Annotated in this window: 17 protein-coding genes, 1 tRNA gene and 1 other annotated feature; of the genes, 12 read left to right on the forward strand and 6 right to left on the reverse strand. The window is 45.9% G+C overall.

What is annotated here, in order from left to right:
- Positions 1 to 21: 21 nt before the first annotated feature.
- Together ACZGCQ_RS15510 and ACZGCQ_RS15515 are read right to left on the reverse strand one after the other, a co-directional pair.
- Complete coding sequence (locus tag ACZGCQ_RS15510; RefSeq protein ID WP_069940336.1) at positions 22 to 831, reverse strand: MBL fold metallo-hydrolase; 810 nt, start codon at positions 829 to 831, stop codon at positions 22 to 24.
- Between the two features lie 152 nt (positions 832 to 983).
- Positions 984 to 1,057 (reverse strand) — tRNA-Gly (locus ACZGCQ_RS15515).
- 169 nt (positions 1,058 to 1,226) lie between these two features.
- On the opposite strand from ACZGCQ_RS15515, the gene ACZGCQ_RS15520 reads away from it, so the two are divergent.
- Positions 1,227 to 1,772, forward strand: coding sequence for an imm11 family protein (locus ACZGCQ_RS15520; RefSeq protein WP_481266789.1), 546 nt, complete (start codon positions 1,227 to 1,229; stop codon positions 1,770 to 1,772).
- Entirely contained in the window at positions 1,769 to 2,188 is a 420-nt protein-coding gene (locus tag ACZGCQ_RS15525) for a hypothetical protein (protein WP_023467229.1), read from the forward strand. Before ACZGCQ_RS15520 ends, ACZGCQ_RS15525 begins: the two co-directional genes overlap by 4 nt.
- Positions 2,189 to 2,261: 73 nt before the next feature.
- On the opposite strand, the gene ACZGCQ_RS15530 is transcribed toward ACZGCQ_RS15525, so the two are convergent.
- Both ACZGCQ_RS15530 and ACZGCQ_RS15535 read right to left on the reverse strand, forming a co-directional pair.
- Positions 2,262 to 3,218 carry an alpha/beta fold hydrolase gene (locus ACZGCQ_RS15530; RefSeq protein ID WP_082663119.1) on the reverse strand — a complete coding sequence of 319 codons (957 nt, stop codon included), beginning with the start codon at positions 3,216 to 3,218 and terminating at the stop codon, positions 2,262 to 2,264.
- Between the two features lie 16 nt (positions 3,219 to 3,234).
- Positions 3,235 to 4,914: a formate--tetrahydrofolate ligase gene (locus ACZGCQ_RS15535; protein ID WP_481266790.1), complete on the reverse strand. Its 1,680-nt coding sequence runs from the start codon at positions 4,912 to 4,914 to the stop codon at positions 3,235 to 3,237.
- Positions 4,915 to 5,080: 166 nt separating this feature from the next.
- Between ACZGCQ_RS15535 and ACZGCQ_RS15540 the strand changes: the two genes are divergently transcribed.
- From ACZGCQ_RS15540 to ACZGCQ_RS15560, 5 genes are all read left to right on the forward strand, one after another.
- Positions 5,081 to 5,968: a carbohydrate ABC transporter permease gene (locus tag ACZGCQ_RS15540; protein WP_023467232.1), complete on the forward strand. Its 888-nt coding sequence runs from the start codon at positions 5,081 to 5,083 to the stop codon at positions 5,966 to 5,968.
- Complete coding sequence (locus ACZGCQ_RS15545) at positions 5,965 to 6,852, forward strand: carbohydrate ABC transporter permease (protein WP_087682156.1); 888 nt, start codon at positions 5,965 to 5,967, stop codon at positions 6,850 to 6,852. The genes ACZGCQ_RS15540 and ACZGCQ_RS15545 overlap by 4 nt, the downstream gene beginning before the upstream one ends.
- A gap of 144 nt (positions 6,853 to 6,996) precedes the next feature.
- Positions 6,997 to 7,244 (forward strand) — a binding site (T-box leader).
- A gap of 66 nt (positions 7,245 to 7,310) precedes the next feature.
- Positions 7,311 to 8,285: an aspartate--ammonia ligase gene (asnA, locus tag ACZGCQ_RS15550; protein ID WP_029340849.1), complete on the forward strand. Its 975-nt coding sequence runs from the start codon at positions 7,311 to 7,313 to the stop codon at positions 8,283 to 8,285.
- 165 nt (positions 8,286 to 8,450) lie between these two features.
- Positions 8,451 to 8,672, forward strand: coding sequence for a hypothetical protein (locus ACZGCQ_RS15555; protein WP_481266791.1), 222 nt, complete (start codon positions 8,451 to 8,453; stop codon positions 8,670 to 8,672).
- A gap of 16 nt (positions 8,673 to 8,688) precedes the next feature.
- Complete coding sequence (locus tag ACZGCQ_RS15560) at positions 8,689 to 9,324, forward strand: DedA family protein (RefSeq protein WP_051656215.1); 636 nt, start codon at positions 8,689 to 8,691, stop codon at positions 9,322 to 9,324.
- 58 nt (positions 9,325 to 9,382) lie between these two features.
- On the opposite strand, the gene ACZGCQ_RS15565 is transcribed toward ACZGCQ_RS15560, so the two are convergent.
- Positions 9,383 to 10,843 (reverse strand): potassium/proton antiporter, encoded by a 1,461-nt coding sequence (locus tag ACZGCQ_RS15565; RefSeq protein ID WP_481266792.1) that lies wholly within the window; start codon positions 10,841 to 10,843, stop codon positions 9,383 to 9,385.
- 188 nt (positions 10,844 to 11,031) lie between these two features.
- On the opposite strand from ACZGCQ_RS15565, the gene ACZGCQ_RS15570 reads away from it, so the two are divergent.
- Entirely contained in the window at positions 11,032 to 12,312 is a 1,281-nt protein-coding gene (locus ACZGCQ_RS15570) for an ABC transporter substrate-binding protein (RefSeq protein ID WP_029340853.1), read from the forward strand.
- A 58-nt stretch (positions 12,313 to 12,370) separates the two neighbouring features.
- Here ACZGCQ_RS15570 and ACZGCQ_RS15575 read toward each other — a convergent pair whose 3' ends face one another.
- A complete protein-coding gene (locus ACZGCQ_RS15575) occupies positions 12,371 to 13,660 on the reverse strand; it encodes an NCS2 family permease (protein ID WP_029340854.1) in 1,290 nt (429 codons plus the stop codon).
- A 197-nt stretch (positions 13,661 to 13,857) separates the two neighbouring features.
- Here ACZGCQ_RS15575 and ACZGCQ_RS15580 point away from each other — a divergent pair, with 197 nt between their 5' ends.
- From ACZGCQ_RS15580 to ACZGCQ_RS15595, 4 genes are all read left to right on the forward strand, one after another.
- The gene (locus tag ACZGCQ_RS15580; protein WP_481266793.1) at positions 13,858 to 15,621 is read left to right on the forward strand and encodes a sensor histidine kinase; all 1,764 of its coding nucleotides are present in this window, start codon (positions 13,858 to 13,860) and stop codon (positions 15,619 to 15,621) included.
- Complete coding sequence (locus ACZGCQ_RS15585) at positions 15,618 to 16,322, forward strand: response regulator (protein WP_481266794.1); 705 nt, start codon at positions 15,618 to 15,620, stop codon at positions 16,320 to 16,322. Before ACZGCQ_RS15580 ends, ACZGCQ_RS15585 begins: the two co-directional genes overlap by 4 nt.
- 24 nt (positions 16,323 to 16,346) lie before the next feature.
- Positions 16,347 to 17,054, forward strand: a complete 708-nt coding sequence (gene deoD / locus ACZGCQ_RS15590) for a purine-nucleoside phosphorylase (protein ID WP_023467244.1) — start codon at positions 16,347 to 16,349, stop codon at positions 17,052 to 17,054.
- A gap of 100 nt (positions 17,055 to 17,154) precedes the next feature.
- Positions 17,155 to 18,537, forward strand: a complete 1,383-nt coding sequence (locus ACZGCQ_RS15595) for an aldehyde dehydrogenase (RefSeq protein WP_481266795.1) — start codon at positions 17,155 to 17,157, stop codon at positions 18,535 to 18,537.
- The last annotated feature ends 8 nt before the right edge of the window (positions 18,538 to 18,545 follow it).

Below are 18,545 nucleotides of genomic sequence, written 5' to 3' on the forward strand. Positions count from 1 at the left end.
TTGGGCGACTGAGTCTTTTATTTAATCATAATGGCGTCGAGCTAATCGTTCCTCTTGTTCTTTTTTAACTTGCCGCTTATTTTTTTCGTGCAGACGTTTCATGAATGGCGTCGTTTGCCAAGATGGTGCCCAGTCGGATTCTTTTCCGGCACGGAGTGCGAGGATGTAATCATAGCTCTGATGAAGTCGTTCAATCATCTCCGTTCGGACATCACAAATGTGACCGTGTCCGGGTATCAACAGTTTGACTTCATATTCGTAAATGAATGACTCGAGTAGCTCGAGCGTTGTTAAATACTCAGAGGAATCGTGTTCAATCAAGGGGATTTCAACATCGGAAGCATAGTCGCCACAGACTAACAAGTGGAGTGGCATGACGATGAAGGAAAGATGGGTCGATTCATGACCCGGTGTCAAAAAGAAGATCAGCTTCGTCTGACCAATCGTCAAAATCGTTTCAGACTCATGGATGACATGCGTCACATCTGGAAATAACACGGGGGAGTCGATGTAAAATTCATCGTTAAAGTCTTGAACGGCTTGTAGCGCTTCCTGTCGGTCGACATCGATGAACGGTTTTGAAGCGATGACGATGGCATCCGTAAAGGCGTAGGCACCAAGAATATGATCGAAATGAGCGTGCGTATAGACAACGTATAACGGTCGTTCGCGACGCACGATTTCGACGTCTCGACGAATCGTTGCAATCTCATCGGGAAGCCAACCAGGATCGACGACAATCAGACAATCAGGCGTCTCGATCAATGTTGAGGTCGTTTTCATGAGTGTACTTTGATAAATCGTCACGCCGGGCATTTTCATCTGAATCATACGAATCCTCCTTTACGAATCTCTATCTATATCGTTGTATACCCGGAAATTCGTTGGAATCATCAGCAGAAAAAATAAAAAAGACGACTCGCACGTCGCGAGTCGCCTGCCCTCTAGAGGGAAATGGTCCTAGACCTATGTTATGTCATAATTGGAGCGGGTGAAGAGAATCGAACTCTCGTCATCAGCTTGGAAGGCTGAGGTTTTACCATTAAACTACACCCGCGTATCGGCTACATGAAATATAGTAGCATAGCAAAGAGAGCATTTCCATAACTTTTATGAAAAAAGGCAATTTCTTTTAAGATTCAGTGTACAATAATACTAGTTAATCGTTTACACTGGTAATCTTGATTTGTAATATGGGTAAAGTTGGGTAGAGGAGAGAGTGTCTGGTGAATGAAGTGCGAGTTTGGAGCGAACTACCGATGGGAAAAGGGTGGAAGGCGATCTGTCACCACCAATTCGATCGTCATCGCTTATTGATAGGAGAGTGGTTCCATAACGTAGGTGTACTTGCTTTTTCCATCAATCAAGATGCGGATTTGCTACCGGATGTCCTTCCAAACACATTCGATCTGCCGCTCGTCTCGGAACGTGTGCAACGCATGATTGCGGCATACGCGCCTTTTTCTGTACAATGTCTCAAGGTACATCTTGAGACGAAGGACGGAGTGGTTCCGTACTATCTTCTCAATCTCTTATCTGTCAGTCGGATCGAACATCTACATACGACGGATGTATTCCGTCCGATCCCGAGACGACGCGTCTATTTTTTGACAGAACGACGAATCAGCGATTCGATTTGTCCGCACCATTTGATGCGGGATGAACGCACACATCGCATGTTCGTCTCTGCTCAACTCGCTCGACAATTCGAGCGTATGGCTGTGACGGGTATCCGCTTTGAAGAGATACAACGAATGGAGGAATTCAAATGAAACAGTACACAGTCGATCATTGGATCACGCTAGAATATCCAAAGGTATTTGAATATCAAGAAGAAGAAACATATGTCAGTTTTTATTCGACGGATGAAAATGCAATGGGTACGCTCCAATTATCCATCTACGAGTCCGATTCAGAAGAACTGACACCGTATGAGGCGGCGGAACAAGAAATCAACTTGTTGGTAGAAGAGTTCGGCATCGAACTGACAGGAGCACTTGAAGTCCGTCGTAATTCAACAAAAGAAGCGTTGCTTGCGGTAGATGGGAAAGAAGAAGATATCTTCTTACGGATCTACGCGTATTCAGACGGGGAACGGTTAGTCTTGTTGACATACTCTGCAGAACGCGAGACGCTTGAAATCGAGGAGATCGAAGCGATGATTTCTTCACTAACTTGGATTCAATGAAGGATACGATAGAAGTGCAAAAGGCAGCGGATCGCAAGGATCCGCTGCCTTTTTTTATATCGATCGGTGTGGCTTAAGAAGAACGGGAAGATGACTGTTTAGCTGCTGGATTGACTTGTTTATTCAACCAGCTCGCGATATCTGCGAAAACGCGGATACGTTCGAACTCATGGAAGAGCTCGTGACGTAACCCCCGATAAATCGTCAGCTGTACGGCATCGACACGGACGCGATTATACATATCAAACAAATGATGAATACCCTTTCCATCGAACGCGACCGCGTCATCCCCACCAGCAAGCAATAAGAGGGGTAAATGACGTGGATGCTGATAGATGGAAGCAAGTGCGTTGACGAGTTTCGTTGCATGCAAGAGTTCGTGGAAGAACCCTAATGTGACCGTTTGACCGGACAATGGATCTGCATCATAGCGCATGACGGATTGAGGATCCGAAGAGAGCCAAGCATTTTTAGAAAGTGCTGGGAAGAAGCGTAAGTTATACCGTCCGAACACGAGTTGTCCAAACCGTTCAGCGGGGTGTGTTGCTGACAACTGATGGATTTGACGTTCGACGAGTTTTTGACTGACATCACCGAGTAAACCTGTACTTGTCGGGGGTCCGCTCGCGATGATTCCGGCTACCGTATGACCGAGTGTTTGACCGATCCGGCGAGCGATCAACGAACCAAAACTATGACCAAAAATGAACACCGGTAGCGTCGGATAACGCTCTTTGATGTCAGAAACGAGTTCTTCTGCGTCTTGCATCAATTGTTTAAAACCCTGATTCGGCTCGAGGTGTCCGAGCGTTCCGAGCTGTGCTGCTCGGGTTCCGAAACAGCGTAAGTCTGCGATAATCGTGTGGTAATGATGCGCATAGAGGAATTCTGCGAATTCCTCATACCGTGCGCCATGCTCCATCATCCCGTGAAAGACGATCACGACTCCTTTAGGATCATGGGCTTCGAGGCTATGCAATGTCGTAGTATAGCCGTCAGAGGCTATCCAATGTGAATGATCAATCGTCATGTAACTCATCCTCTCATCAAGAAAGTCCGAATACCTGTCCGTCTTCCGAAACGCCCATGTGGAAGGCGGCAGGAACTGCGGGTAATCCTGGCATCGTTAATACATTCCCAGTCAATGCAACGATGAACCCTGCACCAACCGATGGTCGGATTTCGCGGACCGTGATCGTGAAGTCTTCAACACGACCATAACGAGCAGGATCATCGGTTAAAGAAAATGGTGTTTTTGCCATACAAATCGGTAATTCATTCAATCCCATCTCCGTACACCGTTCGAGTTCGCGGAGCGCTTTGTCTTCAAAATGAACGTCGGCTGCACCGTAGACACGCTTTGCGATACGCTCGATCTTTTGACGAAGCGGTAATGCGTCAGGATACAGTGGGCGGAACTGGCTCGGTTCCTCAAGAGCTTGCATGACTTCCGTGACGAGTGCTTCGCCGCCAGCCCCCCCTTTACTGAAGACTTCACTTTCTGCGACACGAATATTACGATCCTGACACCATTCTAGGATCATGTTCCGTTCTGCTTCCGTGTCGGTGAAGAAACGGTTCAAGGCAACGACGGCAGGAACGCCGAACAGACTCATCGTCTCGACATGTTTTTCAAGTAACGCAAGACCATCTGTTAAGGCAGCGAGGTTTTCTTCGCTGAGTTGCGTTTTGTCTACACCTCCGTGCATCTTCAAGGCACGAACCGTAGCGACGATGACGACGGCATCCGGGTGGAGTCCACCAATACGTGATTTGATGTTGAAGAACTTTTCGGCACCTAAATCGGCTCCGAATCCTGCTTCTGTGACAACGTAATCACTTAGCTTCAGTGCGGTTTGTGTTGCAATCAAAGAGTTACAACCATGTGCGATGTTCGCGAATGGTCCACCGTGAATCAATGCTGGTGTTCCTTCGACAGTTTGAACGAGGTTCGGACGAAAGGCATCTTTTAGAAGCAACGTCGCAGCTCCTGATGCCTGAATGTCTTTGACCGTAACCGGCTGTTGATCGTACGTATAGGCGACGACGATACGGCTCAAGCGTCGTTCGAGATCCGTGATCGAGTCTGCTAGACAGAGGACCGCCATGATCTCGGAAGCGACCGTGATATCGAAGCCATCTTGACGCGGCACGCCGTGCGCAGGACCACCGAGACCAATCGTGACTTGGCGCAAGGCACGGTCATTCAAATCAAGAACGCGTTTCCAGACGATACGACGCGGATCGATGCCAAGGATGTTCCCTTGATGCAGGTGATTGTCGAGCAAGGCACTGATTGTATTATGAGCAGATGTGATCGCATGCATATCGCCTGTGAAATGCAAATTGATCTCTTCCATCGGTAGGACTTGGCTATAGCCACCACCACACGCGCCACCTTTTAAGCCCATCGTCGGACCGAGTGAGGGTTCCCGTAAACAAATCATCGTCTTATGTTTTGCCCGATGCAATGCCTGTCCGAGTCCTACAGTGACGGTTGATTTTCCTTCACCGGCAGCTGTCGGATTGATGGCAGTGACAAGAATCAGTTTACCGTCAGATTTCGTTGACAATCGGTTCAACAGTCCGTCTGTCAACTTCGCTTTATACTTTCCGTACGTATCAAAATCCTCTTCTTGCAAACCAATCCGGTCCGCAATTTCTCGAATCGGGCGTAAGACGGTTTGTTGTGCGATTTCTAAGTCCGAACGAATGGTCTTTTCCATGGTATCGACTCCCTCTTTGATTGGATCTCTCTTTTTTCTAATAGTAGCCTATCTAGTGCGAACGCGCCAAAGGAAAACGTTCAATATTTTCCACCCAATGGGTCAAATGGTGACGTGTTCAAGTGTTAGAGAAAGACGTACTGTAGAGTGGAGGAGGGATGAAACAATGACATCTGGACAAAAGAAGTGGAAACGCGGTCTTGATTTTTGGCTCTTCGTCGGACCGGTCTTTCTTGTATTCGCAGTGATCGTGCTTGTACCGTTTTTCAATGGCGTCATGTATTCGTTCACAGATTGGAACGGTGTGACCGGAGAATTAAATTGGATCGGCTTTGATAACTATGTCCGTCTCTTTACGAGTGACGAGCAGTTCCAGCAGTCATTTTGGTTGACGACGAAATATACGGTCGTCGCCGTCATCTTAACGAATGTCGTCGGTTTCATCTTGGCGTTCTTATTAACACAAAATATTCGCACACGTAATTTCTTACGAACGATTTTCTTCATGCCGAACTTGATTGGTGGGTTGATCCTCGGGTTTGTTTGGCAGTTCATCTATGTCAAAGGCTTCGCATCGATTGGTGAATTGACAGGGTGGAGTATATTTGAACTTCCATGGTTAGGAGATGCCCGGACAGGATTCTGGGGTATCGTCATCGTTTCGATTTGGCAAGGTGGCGGTTACATCATGGTCATCTATATCGCGGCGCTACAAAACGTGCCACAAGAGCTGATTGAAGCAGCAAAAATCGATGGTGCCAATCGTCTATCGACGTTACGGAACATTACGTTGCCACTGATCATGCCATCGGTCACAATTTGTCTGTTCTTGACGATTTCGTGGTCATTCAAGTTATTCGATACGAACTTATCCCTAACGAATGGTGGACCATTCAAATCGACCGAAATGCTTGCTTTAAACATTTACAAGGAATCGTTTACGAACAATAATCTGGGACTCGGGTCAGCGAAGGCAATCATCTTCTTCGTTGTTGTTGCGGCGATTACAGTTACTCAAGTCTATCTGACGAAAAAACGGGAGGTGGAAGCATGAGTACGGCACAACCGTTACCCACTCCGCAAGAGGAGAAACCGAAGCGCTCTAAAAAGACGAGAGGTCGTTATTCACTCCGTCTTGGAACAGTCGAACTAGCCGCCTTATTGATGGGGCTTCTGTATATGATTCCGTTTTATTACGTCGTCTCGAATTCATTCAAGACGCAGGGAGATATCTTTACGAATACATCGGGTCTTCCAAAGGAATGGATGACGTCCAACTATTCAGAAGCATGGGAAGCCATGAACTTCGGAAAAGTCTTTTTAAACTCCGTCATCATCACAGTCGGCGCTAACGCGGTCATCATCATCTTTTGTTCGATGGCGGCCTGGAAACTCGTCCGGACGAAAACACGCTTGTCGACGATCATCTTTTTCTTATTCGTTGCCGCGATGATCATTCCATTCCAGTCGATCATGATTCCCTTATCGAAACTGTCTGGTGATCTCGGATTGCAGAACAGTTATTGGGGATTGATTCTGATGTATCTTGGCTTTGGATCAGGATTATCGATTTTCTTATACCATGGATTCATGAAGTCGATTCCAGAGGAAATCGAGGAGGCGGCCATCATTGATGGCTGTTCACAATGGGGTGTGTTCTGGCGCATCGTGTTCCCATTACTCAAGCCCATCACGGTCACGATCATCATCTTGAATACGCTTTGGATTTGGAACGATTTCCTACTGCCATCGCTCATGTTACGAGACGTTGATTTACGGACGATTCCACTCGCGACGTTCTATTTCTTCGGTCAGTATACGAAGCAGTGGGACTTAGCACTTGCTGGACTCGTCCTCGGAATCATTCCGTTATTGTTGTTCTTCTTTGCCTTGCAAAAACAGATCATTCAAGGAATTACGAGCGGGTCGATCAAATAATTTTTGTAAGCGCGTTCTCGCTTCTGCGAGAGCGCTTTTTTCATGATTCACACGTCAGATTAATCTGACAACTTTTATTTTTTTTGAAAAAAAGTCTTTTCAAACACTTGCGACCTGTTGTACGATGTTCTCAATTCAATTGTAACAACGACGTTGAAGGGAAGAGTAACACCTTGTACGACCGTATAGCGAGCTGGGGATGGTGAGAGCCCAGTCGGAAGCAAGATGCGAAGAACCTCCCGGAGTCGCTACCCGAACCCGAATGTCAGTAGGCGTAGCCGGAGTTGCCTGTCCGTTATCATAAGGCCGAAGATGAAGTGATTCGTCTTTTGAGTGAGCAACATCGTTGCTAACATGGGTGGTACCGCGGAACCGAGTCTTTCGTCCCATATTCTTGGGAAAGAAGGGCTCTTTTTTATGGCTTCTTTTTCAAAACACAATTGAGGAGGAACACCACCATGACAACACTCGTATCGATGAAACACACACAGGAAGCTATCACACTCGTAAAGAAACGCTTTGAAGAACGCTTTTCGACGACACTCGGATTGACACGTGTCGAAGCACCATTGTTCGTAGAAAGCACACTCGGTGTCAACGATCATCTCAACGGCGTAGAGCGCATCATTCGCTTCGATGCCTTGGATCACACAGCAGACCTTGAAATCGTACAATCTCTTGCAAAATGGAAGCGTCAAGCGCTTCATACGTATGGATTTGAAGCAGGAGAAGGCTTATACACGTTGATGCATGCGATTCGTCGCGATGAGATGCTGGATGCGACACACTCCATTCACGTCGATCAGTGGGATTGGGAACGTATCATTACGAAAGAACAACGGACGAGTGCTTATTTACAAGAAACGGTACAAGCGATCTATGCAACGATTCGTCAAGTTGAGCAAGAAGTGGAAGCGGAGTACGGCATTTCAGCAATCTTACCGGAAACGATTCATTTCATGACAACACAAGAGCTAGAGGATGCGTATCCGACACTTTCGACGAAAGAACGTGAAACAGAAGTCACAAAAGCATATGGTGCAGTTTTCCTCATGCAAATCGGTGGGGCATTGGCTTCAGGTGAGAAGCATGATGGTCGAGCGGCTGACTACGATGACTGGACACTCAACGGTGACATTTTAGTACACCACCCAGAAATCGGAGCATTCGAATTGTCTTCAATGGGAATTCGCGTTGACCGTGAAGCGCTTTTAAAACAGACGGCGATTGCTCAAGAAGAGGATAAATTGGCGTTCCCGTTCCATCAAGGTGTGCTCGAAGAGCGTCTACCGTTAACGATGGGTGGAGGAATCGGGCAATCCCGTATGGCGATGTTCTTATTAAAGAAACGTCACATCGGTGAAGTCCAGGCTTCTGTCTGGTCGGAAGAGACGCGTAAAAGTCTTCAAGCGGAAGGCGTCCACTTGCTCTGACATATATATAGTAAGAAAGCGTCAAAACAGGATGTTTTATAAAGCAAAGAGCATGCTTCGATTCGGAGCGTGCTCTTTTTTAGGTTCGTACGACCTCAGGCGGAGGAAAGACGTGTCGATTCCTGGTAGAATGGGGATAACAATAAATAAGAAAGAGGTGAAGACATGTCTTCTTTATTGATCATAGGACTACTCATCCCTGTATTATTCCTTGTATTCCTTTGGTTCAACATTAAAGGATTACGGACGATGTGGCGGGATTATAAACGGACAGGCTCAATCGTTGCACTCGGTTTCTTCATTGTCGGGATTATCGGAATTTTCACAGGTGTTTGGACGACATTAGTCGTCATCATTTATTATCTCCTCCGTCCAGCGAGAGGATGAACGGAGGGTTATTCGTATGTTGGAATGGTTGTTTTCAGCCGGAGAATCCAATCTCTGGCTGTTTTTAGGAATTATGATTGTTGGTCTTGGAACGGAATTGATTCCGGCAGAAGTGGGCTTACCGTTGCTCGGTCTATATGTGTCGAACGGAACGGTCAGTTGGACAGCTGCTGTTCTGGTCGGTTTTTTAGGAAGTCTGATGGGGGCGACGGTCTTTTATCTTCTAGGTCGTTATGCAGGTCGTCCGATACTTATCCGGTACGGCAAATGGTTACTGATTAAAGAAAAAGAAATTGAGCAAGGGGAGCGCATCGTCGGGAAATACGGAACATGGTCTGCTTTGTTCGGACGTTTTTTCCCAGTCGTGCGCTCGGTCGTCTCGATTCCGTGTGGTTTGTTTGGTCTTTCGTTCAAACGCTATTTACTCGCTTCAAGTATTGGACTTTTTCCAGTTTCCTTCTTTTACATCTGGGTCGGTGAACGATTCGGAGTAGAACGTGCTGAATCCATGCTAAAAGGGTTAGAACAAGAGTTATGGTGGATCTTAGGTGGAATCGTCGTGATTCTTGGTGGATACGTTCTCTACCGTCGTGCCAAAGCGAAACGTAAGGAACAGAAGCAAGACGCACAAACGAAACAATCAGATTCATGAATATGTAAAAAACAACGCAGTGGATCTTCAGGATCCACTGCGTTGTTTCATGAACAGATCAAGCGGGAGGAAACAAGAATCGTTTCAGTGTCTTGATCCGATGTTTTGGCGTTAGCAATAACAGTTGATCATTGCCTTCTAGGGCAGTGTCTCCGCGTGGAGTAATGATTTGATCATCACGGATGATAGCTGTGATCAAAAATTCCTGAGGCAAATCAATCTCTGAGATCGTCATTCCAATGAATGGATGGGATATCGGTAACGTCAATTCAATGATTTCCGCATTCGGTTTACCGATTGACATGAATTCAATGACGGTATGGATAGCAGAAGTCTGTGTTTCGTTCAGTCGTAACCGCTCGGAAAGGAACGTCAACATACTCCCTTGAATTAACGTTGATAATAAGACTGTGAAAAACACGATATTGAAGATCATCGATGCATTTTCGATATCGGCAACGAGAGGGTATGTCGCGAGAATGATTGGTACCGCTCCTTTTAGACCAGCAAAGGAAATGAAGACCTTCTCTTGCCACGAATAACGAAACGGAAGGAGACTCACCCAGACTGACAAAGGACGAGCGATGAAAATTAAGATCAGTGCCAGCGCAATGGAAGACAGGATAACCTGGACATCGAGCAATTGTTTCGGAAAGACGAGCAGACCGAGCACGATGAACATTCCGATTTGGGCAAGGTGCGCCATACTCATCGTAAAACGGACGAGTGTCTGTCGGTAGACGAGTTCATGATTACTGATGTAGATCGCTGTGACATATACTGCTAAAAATCCACTGGCGTGGAACGTATCAGCTAAACCGAAAGACAAGAAAGCAAACGACATGAGCATGATTGGATAAAAGCTAGAAGAGGACAAATCGATCCGATTGATCAAGGTCGAAGCTGCCCATCCGATCAACAAACCAATCAGAAGTCCCATCGCCATTTCCCAAACGAGTGATCCAAGTCCCGATAAGAGCGATGCTTCTTCAGGGTTTGTCACGAATTCAAGAAACAAGACAGTCAAAAAGACGGCCATCGGGTCATTCGTACCAGACTCGACTTCGAGTGTTGATCCGACTTTCCGTCGAATCGGCTGACCACTCAAGACAGAAAAGATGGCAGCGGCATCCGTCGAACCAACGATTGCGCCGAGTAAAAAAGCATTCGCCCAACTAAAGCCCAGAATATAATGGGAAGCAACGGCAACGATGGATGTAGCGATGAAGACTCCGAACGTCGCAAGCGAGAGGGAAGGGGCCAATTCATGACGCACTTCCTTCCAAACCGTTTGCAGACCACCTTCGAATAAGATGATGATGAGGGCAACGGTTCCGAGAAGCTGAGCCAGTTCTGCATCGTCAAAACGAATGAACCCCGTAATGTCGCTTCCGGCAATCATACCAAGAGCGATAAAAATCAGTAGAGCAGGAATATTCAGACGGCTTGATAACTTCGTCGTCCAGACGGCGGCAAACAGCAATATACCAATCAATAAAATCGTGAGTTGCAAGGACATGGCATCAAACTCCTATTCATAAAAGAATCTCTAGTTTCATGATACAACAATTCCGATAAAAAGACTCGGATAACGATTGTTCAATATTTTCCACCACACCGGACAACTTTCTCTCTCTTCATTGCAAGCGTTTTCATTTATTGTGAAGATGTAGCACGAAATGAAACGAAATCAGGGAGGGAATCCGAATGCGTAAAAGAAGATGGGCAGCATTACCTGTCGTCACGACGGCGATGGTCGTCGCTTTGGCAGCATGTGGTGGCGGTACATTGAATAGCGATGACTCGAAAGATAGTGGTTCAAAAGACGGTAAGACGCTCAACGTATTCCAATTCAAGGCTGAAATCGCAAAAGACATGGAAAAGATGGCAAAAGCGTATGAAAAAGAAACCGGGACGAAAGTCGTCGTGCAAACAGTCGGTGGTGGATCGGACTATGGCGCGGCTCTGAAATCACAGTTCGCTTCAGGTAATGAGCCGGATGTCTTTAACAACGGTGGCTTTACGGAAGCAAAAACATGGCAGGATAAGTTAGAAGATTTGTCAGATGAAAAGTGGGTCGGTGATCTAACGGACCTATCAAAAGAACCAATGACGATTGATGGTAAATTGTATGGTATGCCAATGAACCTTGAGGGGTATGGCTTTATCTACAATAAAGATATCTTCAAAAAAGCCGGTATCACGGAACTTCCGAAAACATTAACTGAATTGACGGAAGCTTCTAAGAAGCTGAAAGCAGACGGAGTGACGCCATTCTCGATTGGATACGGCGAGTGGTGGATTCTCGGTAATCACCTTTTGAACATTCCGGTCGCACAGCAGGATGATCCAGATCAGTTCATCGCAGACTTGAATTCTGGAAAAGGAAAGTTCGAAGATAACAAACAGTTCAAGGATTTCATGAATCTATTTGATTTAACGATTGAGTACGGTAATAAAAATCCGTTAACGACGGATTACAACACACAAGTCTCTCAATTTGCTGAAGGTAAGACAGCAATGCTTCAACAAGGGAACTGGGCACAACAATTGATTACGGACGTCAATCCGGACATCAACATGGGCTTCATCCCGATGCCGATCAATGATGATAAAGAAAAAATGGATCGTCTTCCTGTCGGCGTACCAAACAACTGGGTCGTCAACAAGAACTCGAAGAACAAAGCAGAAGCTAAAAAATTCCTCGAGTGGATGGCGATGTCTGATACAGGAAAAGACTACATGGTCAATAAATTCAAGTTCATCCCTGCCTTCAAATCAATCGAAGCGAAGGATTTAGGACCGCTTGCAGATGATATTCAAGCGTACTCGAAAGACGGAAAAACAATTTCATGGAACTGGTTCAAGTATCCGGATGGTGCTGTAAACGAGTTCGGAGCGATCATGCAAGCGTATGTTGGTAAGCAAAAAACAGCCGACGAGATGCTGCAGGACTTCACGAAGACATGGGATAAAATGAAGAAATAAGAAGTGATTCAAAAAACATGCCTGTTCCGATTAACTGACGGAACAGGCATGTTTTTTGTTATAAGAAGAATAATTGGATGAAGAAGAGAAGCGCGAATACATAGATGAGTGGATGGACACGCTCTTTTTGGATAGCTTTCATGATCGGATAGACGATGAAACCAAATGCGATACCGGTTGCGATGCTACCGGATAATGGCATGATCAAGATGACGAGGAATGCCGTGAAAGCTTCGCTGAAATCATCCCATGGAATCTGTTTGATGTTTTGAATCATGAAGGCACCGACTAAAATCAATGCTGGCGCAGTAATCGCAGGAACGCTCGAAATCGATTGAACGAACGGTCCAAAGACGGCAGATAATGCGAATAGAATCCCGACCGTCACGGACGTAAGTCCAGTCCGTCCACCAGCAGCAACGCCCGCTGCAGATTCTACGTAAGCGGTTGTTGGGCTCGTTCCGAACAATGAACCAGCGACCATCGCAGTCGAATCAGATAATAGGGCACGTTCGCTGTTTTTCAATGACCCATCTTCTTCAATCAATCCAGCCTGTTCTCCGACAGCGACCATCGTACCTGTCGTGTCAAACATCGTCACGAGAACGAAGGAGAGGACACCGCTGAACAGACCGTATTGGAACACGTCTTGAATGGCGTTGAACGGATTCGTGATGATCAATCCTTCTGGTAACGTCGGTAACGCAACGAAGGAATCAGAAAACTTCAATTCACCTGTCAAGAATGCAATCAATCCAGAGAGGATCATGGCATACAAAATTGCACCTGGTACACGTTTAATCGTCAAGATAGCTGCAACCAATAGTCCGATGAGTGTGATCAATGCTTCTGGTGACGTCAAGGCGCCAATCGTGACGAGTGTATCTTCACTAGCGACGAGAATTCCTGACATCTTAAGACCGAGTGAAGCAATGAAGAGACCGATTCCACCTGTGATAGCAAGCTTTAATGTCATCGGAATGATCTCAATCAGCTTCGTACGAATCGGTGAGAGTGATAACAATAAGAAAATGACACCAGCGACGAAGACGACTGAGAGTGCTGTCTGATATGGAATCTTCTCACCAACGACAAGTGTATAAGTAAAATACGCATTAAGTCCCATTCCGGGTGCGACTGCGATTGGTAGATTCGCATAAAGTCCCATCAAGAGCGTACCGATCAATGTCGCGATGATCGTCGCAGAAAAAGCTTGAGCTTGAGGAATACCGGCATCTGCTAAAATCGTCGGATTGACGAGCAGAATATATGCCATCGTAATGAACGTTACGAATCCAGCTTGGATTTCACGTTTTACGGTTGTTTGATGTGCGGCAAGTTTAAACATGGATAAAAGGACCACCTTCATAACAAATTGATTAAAAAACGAACATTGATGATATTATAGTAAAATTCATTCGGAATCAAGTCGAAACAAAAAAGAATTTTTTATCGGAATCGCGAAAGAGAATATCAGGAAATGATGTAAGCGGATTCAAGGTTATGATACGATTGATTACAAGAAAAAGGATGGGGGCGCCTTTCATGAAAAGTATCCGGACGCGTTTGATTCGTCTCGTTGTCCTGGCAATCTTGATTCCGACAGCCCTCGCGACATCGATTTCCTATTTGTATGTGCGGCACCAAAACATTGAACAGGCGGAACGTTCTAGCCTGAACGTGTTAACACGGGGGAACACACAGGTGACCCATTACATAGAGGATATCCGCCGTCTATCGACGAGTCTGTATGCGAACCGTTCGTTGATGAACATCATGCGTGTCGGAGCAGATCAGGAACTAGACGAATCCGATGGAGTCGTTTCGCGGGCGATGTTAGGTCTGTTTTTATCACGTCAGGATATCGAGCAGTTACATTTCGTCATCTTAAATGGTTATTCGGAGTATTCGGTCTACAATATGAAAACAACGAGTCGGGGAACGTTTGATTGGATGCAAGAAACGGATTATTTTCAATTGATGAAACAAAAAAGTGGCTGGTTGATTGACGAAGCGCACACCATTGAACCCTATAATGTCCACACGATGATTCTGGATGAGAAACAAGTCGTTAGTTTTCGTTATCGCATCGATCGTGTTGAGACAGATGAGCCGCTCGGCTTCCTATCGGTGGATATCCCAGTTCGTGTGTTTGAACAACAGTTGAAGTTGTTCGAGAATGATCCAGAAGAGTCGTTATGGTTGATGACAGAACAGCGTGTTTTGGCTCAAACTGGAGCAGAGATGGAATTACCAGTCGATCAATTTACTGGGCAGAGTGGGAGTTTGCGTGTCGGAAAATCGTTTATCGTCTACTCGAAGACGATGACAAATGGCGTTCCGCTAACACTCGTCAAACGAATTCCATATGCGTCGGTCATCCAAGGGGCGAACGAAACGGCATTGATTCTTGTTTTGATTGGTCTCGTCTCACTATTCGTCATGATCATTGCCGCAAGTCTCGTGGCCATGCAGATTACGAAACCAATCAAACAGTTGACGGCAAATGTCTGGCGAGTCGAACAAGGGGATTTATCAGCGCCATTCGTTGCGACGACGAATGACGAGATTGGGTTACTCAACCGCCAGTTCCAACGTATGATTCAACGCATCGATCGTTTAATCAAACGGGAGTATCGACTGGCACTTGAGAATCGGACGAATGAGCTCCGGGCATTACAATCCCAGCTCAATCCGCACTTCTTATTCAATGCCTTGCAATCCATTGGTACGACGACATTACAAGGAGACCGGAAGATTGCGTACCGCTCGATCACCGGATTATCCCAAATGATGCGTTATTCGATGAATAATGAGCAGACAATCGTGACCTTAAAACAAGAAGTCGATCATCTCCAGGCGTATATTCGATTGCAACAGCAACGCTTTCCAGAACGGTTTCGTTACATCGTCGACGTTCCGTGGCATCTCAATGATATTGAAGTGCCGAAGATGATTTTGCAACCGTTCGCCGAAAACTACTTTAAGCATGCTTTCCGACAACAATTAGCAGCGACGGAAAACTATCTTGCTTACAAAGTACGGACGGATGGTGGACGTCTCATCATTCAAATCGAGAATAGCGGTGCCATCCTTGAAACAGGACGGCTTGAAGAGATTGATCGAAAAATGCGGATGCATCGTAGCCCGGAAGATCTTGAGACGAGTGGGATTGGTCTCCATAATATTTATGAACGACTCTTGATTTTTTACGGGGAGGAAGCAAATATGACGCTCTCTTCTTCAGCTGTAGAGGGCGGATTTAAAATCGTGATTCGGATTCCATATGAGAAGGGGGACTTGGCATGAACGTGTTGATCGTAGACGATGAACAACATGTACGGGAAGCGGTCAAACTGCTCGGAGAATGGGACAGTTGGCAGGTCTCACGTATTTATGAGGCGGAGCATGGGGAAGAAGCAAAACGCTTACTGGATACCGGAACGATTGATTTAATGCTGACAGATGTCGAAATGCCAGGACTCGATGGATTAACGTTACTAGAATGGACAAAAAATCATCATCCAAAGGTCGTCACGATCGTGCTGACAGGGTATGATGATTATACGTATATGCGACGTGCCATTTTGCATCAATCCTTTGATTATTTATTGAAGCCGGTTGATCCGGATGTACTCAATGATGCCTTGTCCCGTGCGATGGAATGTATCCATCCGGTAGTGGAATCAAGAGAAGCGATTGATCAAATCGCCAAATATATCGAAACGCATTATGCGGAAGAATTGACACTGCAATTCATGAGCGAACGGTTTTACTTGAGCCGAGAGTATATATCACGACGCTTCAAACAGCGTTTTTCTGTCAACTTATCTGATTACATTCAAACGATTCGCTTGAATCGGGCGAAAGAGTTATTAAGTGAGACGGAAGCGCGCATTTATGAAATCGCACTTGAAGTTGGATATCAGGACGATAAATATTTTCGGAAAGTGTTCAAAAAACAATTCGGTATGACACCGAATGAGTTTCGTGAATTGTTGTCGATTTAAACGACTATCGAGGAGGAATCGTACATGAGTGTACACATTAACGCAGCTGAAGGACAAATAGCCGAAACGGTCTTACTTCCAGGAGATCCGTTACGTGCCAAATACATCGCTGAGACGTTTTTAGAGGATGTCGTTCTCTACAATGAAGTTCGAGGAATGTATGGTTTTACAGGTACTTATAAGGGGAAAAAAGTTTCGGTTCAAGGAACAGGCATGGGTGTACCATCGATGTCAATCTATGCGAACGAACTCGTTCAGTCATACGGTGCAAAAAACTTAATCCGTGTCGGTACTGCAGGTGGTATCACTCCAGACGTTAAAGTCCGTGACGTCGTCATCGCGATGAGTGCTTCTCATGACATGGCACAAAACCGTGTTCGTTTTAACGGATTAGACTACGCACCGACAGCTTCTTTTGATCTGTTGCATAAAGCGTATACAGCAGCTAAAGAACAAGGCATCGATGCAAAAGTCGGTCAAATCTTCACGACGGATCAGTTCTATCAAGATGATTTCCATCACTTCAAAAAATGGGCAGATTTCGGATGCCTCGCGATCGAGATGGAAGCAGCAGGACTCTACACTCTCGCTGCGAAACATAAAGTGAATGCATTGACGATCTTGACGATTTCAGATCACCTGTTGACAGGAGAAGAAACGACATCGGAAGAGCGCCAAACGACATTCAACGATATGATGAAAGTTGCACTTGAGACAGCGATTCAATTATAAGAAGCAAGACGGAGAAGCCTCTCCGTCTTTTTTCATATCGAAAAAGAGATATGGTAAGATGAAATCAGTGTTATAGATCAGTTAAAGGGGAGATTCTCGGATGGAAACAACGATGACAGAGACAGTGCTTTCAGAACGTCTTCAGACGCAACGCCACTTTTTCCAAACAGGTGCAACACGTAGTCTAGCTTTTCGCTTAAGTATGCTGACGTTCTTACGCCAAGCGATTGAAACGCATGAAGCTGCGATCTATGAGGCATTAAAACAAGATCTTAATAAAGGACAGCATGATGCTTTTACGACGGAAATCGGTTTCGTTTATGGAGAGATTCAACGGATGGAGCGACAACTCCGTCGGCTGGCACGCCCGAAGCGTGTCGCAACACCGCTTCTGCATATCGGATCGAAAAGTGAAATCCAGTACGAACCCTATGGCAACGTTCTTGTCATCGCACCATGGAACTATCCTTTCCAGCTGGCACTTGCTCCGGTCATTGGTGCGATTGCGGCGGGGAATACGGTCGTCCTTAAACCATCCGAGCTGACACCGAATGTCTCTCGTGTATTACGAGAAGTCTTTGAAACGGCATTCCATGAACGATTCGGAATCGTTATAGAAGGAGATGCTGAAGTCAGTAGCGCCTTATTAAACGAACGTTTTGATTATATCTTCTTTACGGGTTCCACACGCGTCGGAAAAATTGTGCATCAGGCTGCGGCGAAGCATTTGACGCCGGTCACACTTGAACTGGGTGGAAAATCACCGACGATCGTTCACAAGGATGCGGATCTTCGTCTAGCAGCGAAGCGGATCGCATGGGGAAAATGGTTGAATGCCGGACAGACATGTATTGCACCGGATTACGTATTAATCCATGAAGACGTCAAAGAACGCTTCTTGCAGTTGATTGAAGAAGAAGCCTTCAAACAGTACGGGAATGGCGTCGGTGTCTCATCCTACGTCAAAATCGTATCGGACGATCATCTGAATCGTCTCAGCAGTTACTTGTCGCAAGGGACGATTGAATTCGGTGGACAAGTCGATCCGGAAACGCGCAAGATGGCGCCGACCGTCATGACGAATGTAGCGGTGGATGCTCCATTGATGCAAGACGAAATCTTCGGACCGATCCTGCCGGTGTTGACCTACCGTGAAATCGAAGAAGTCATCGCGTTCGTCAATGAGCGTGATAAACCGCTTGCACTTTATCTGTTCACAGAGAACAAAGCCGTCGAACATCGTATCCTTGAACGGATTTCATTCGGTGGCGGATGTGTCAACGATACATTGATGCACGTCGCACAGCATCATTTACCATTTGGTGGAGTCGGGGCGAGTGGCATGGGTGGATATCATGGCAAGTATAGTTTCGAGACGTTCAGCCACCGTAAAGGAATCGTCAAAAACACGACGGCGTTTGATTTACCTTTCCGCTACATGCGAACAAATAGCAATTCCAAATGGATGCGCTTTTTGTTATGATGAGCTGT

This window comes from Exiguobacterium sp. HSB13 (assembly GCF_056764755.1).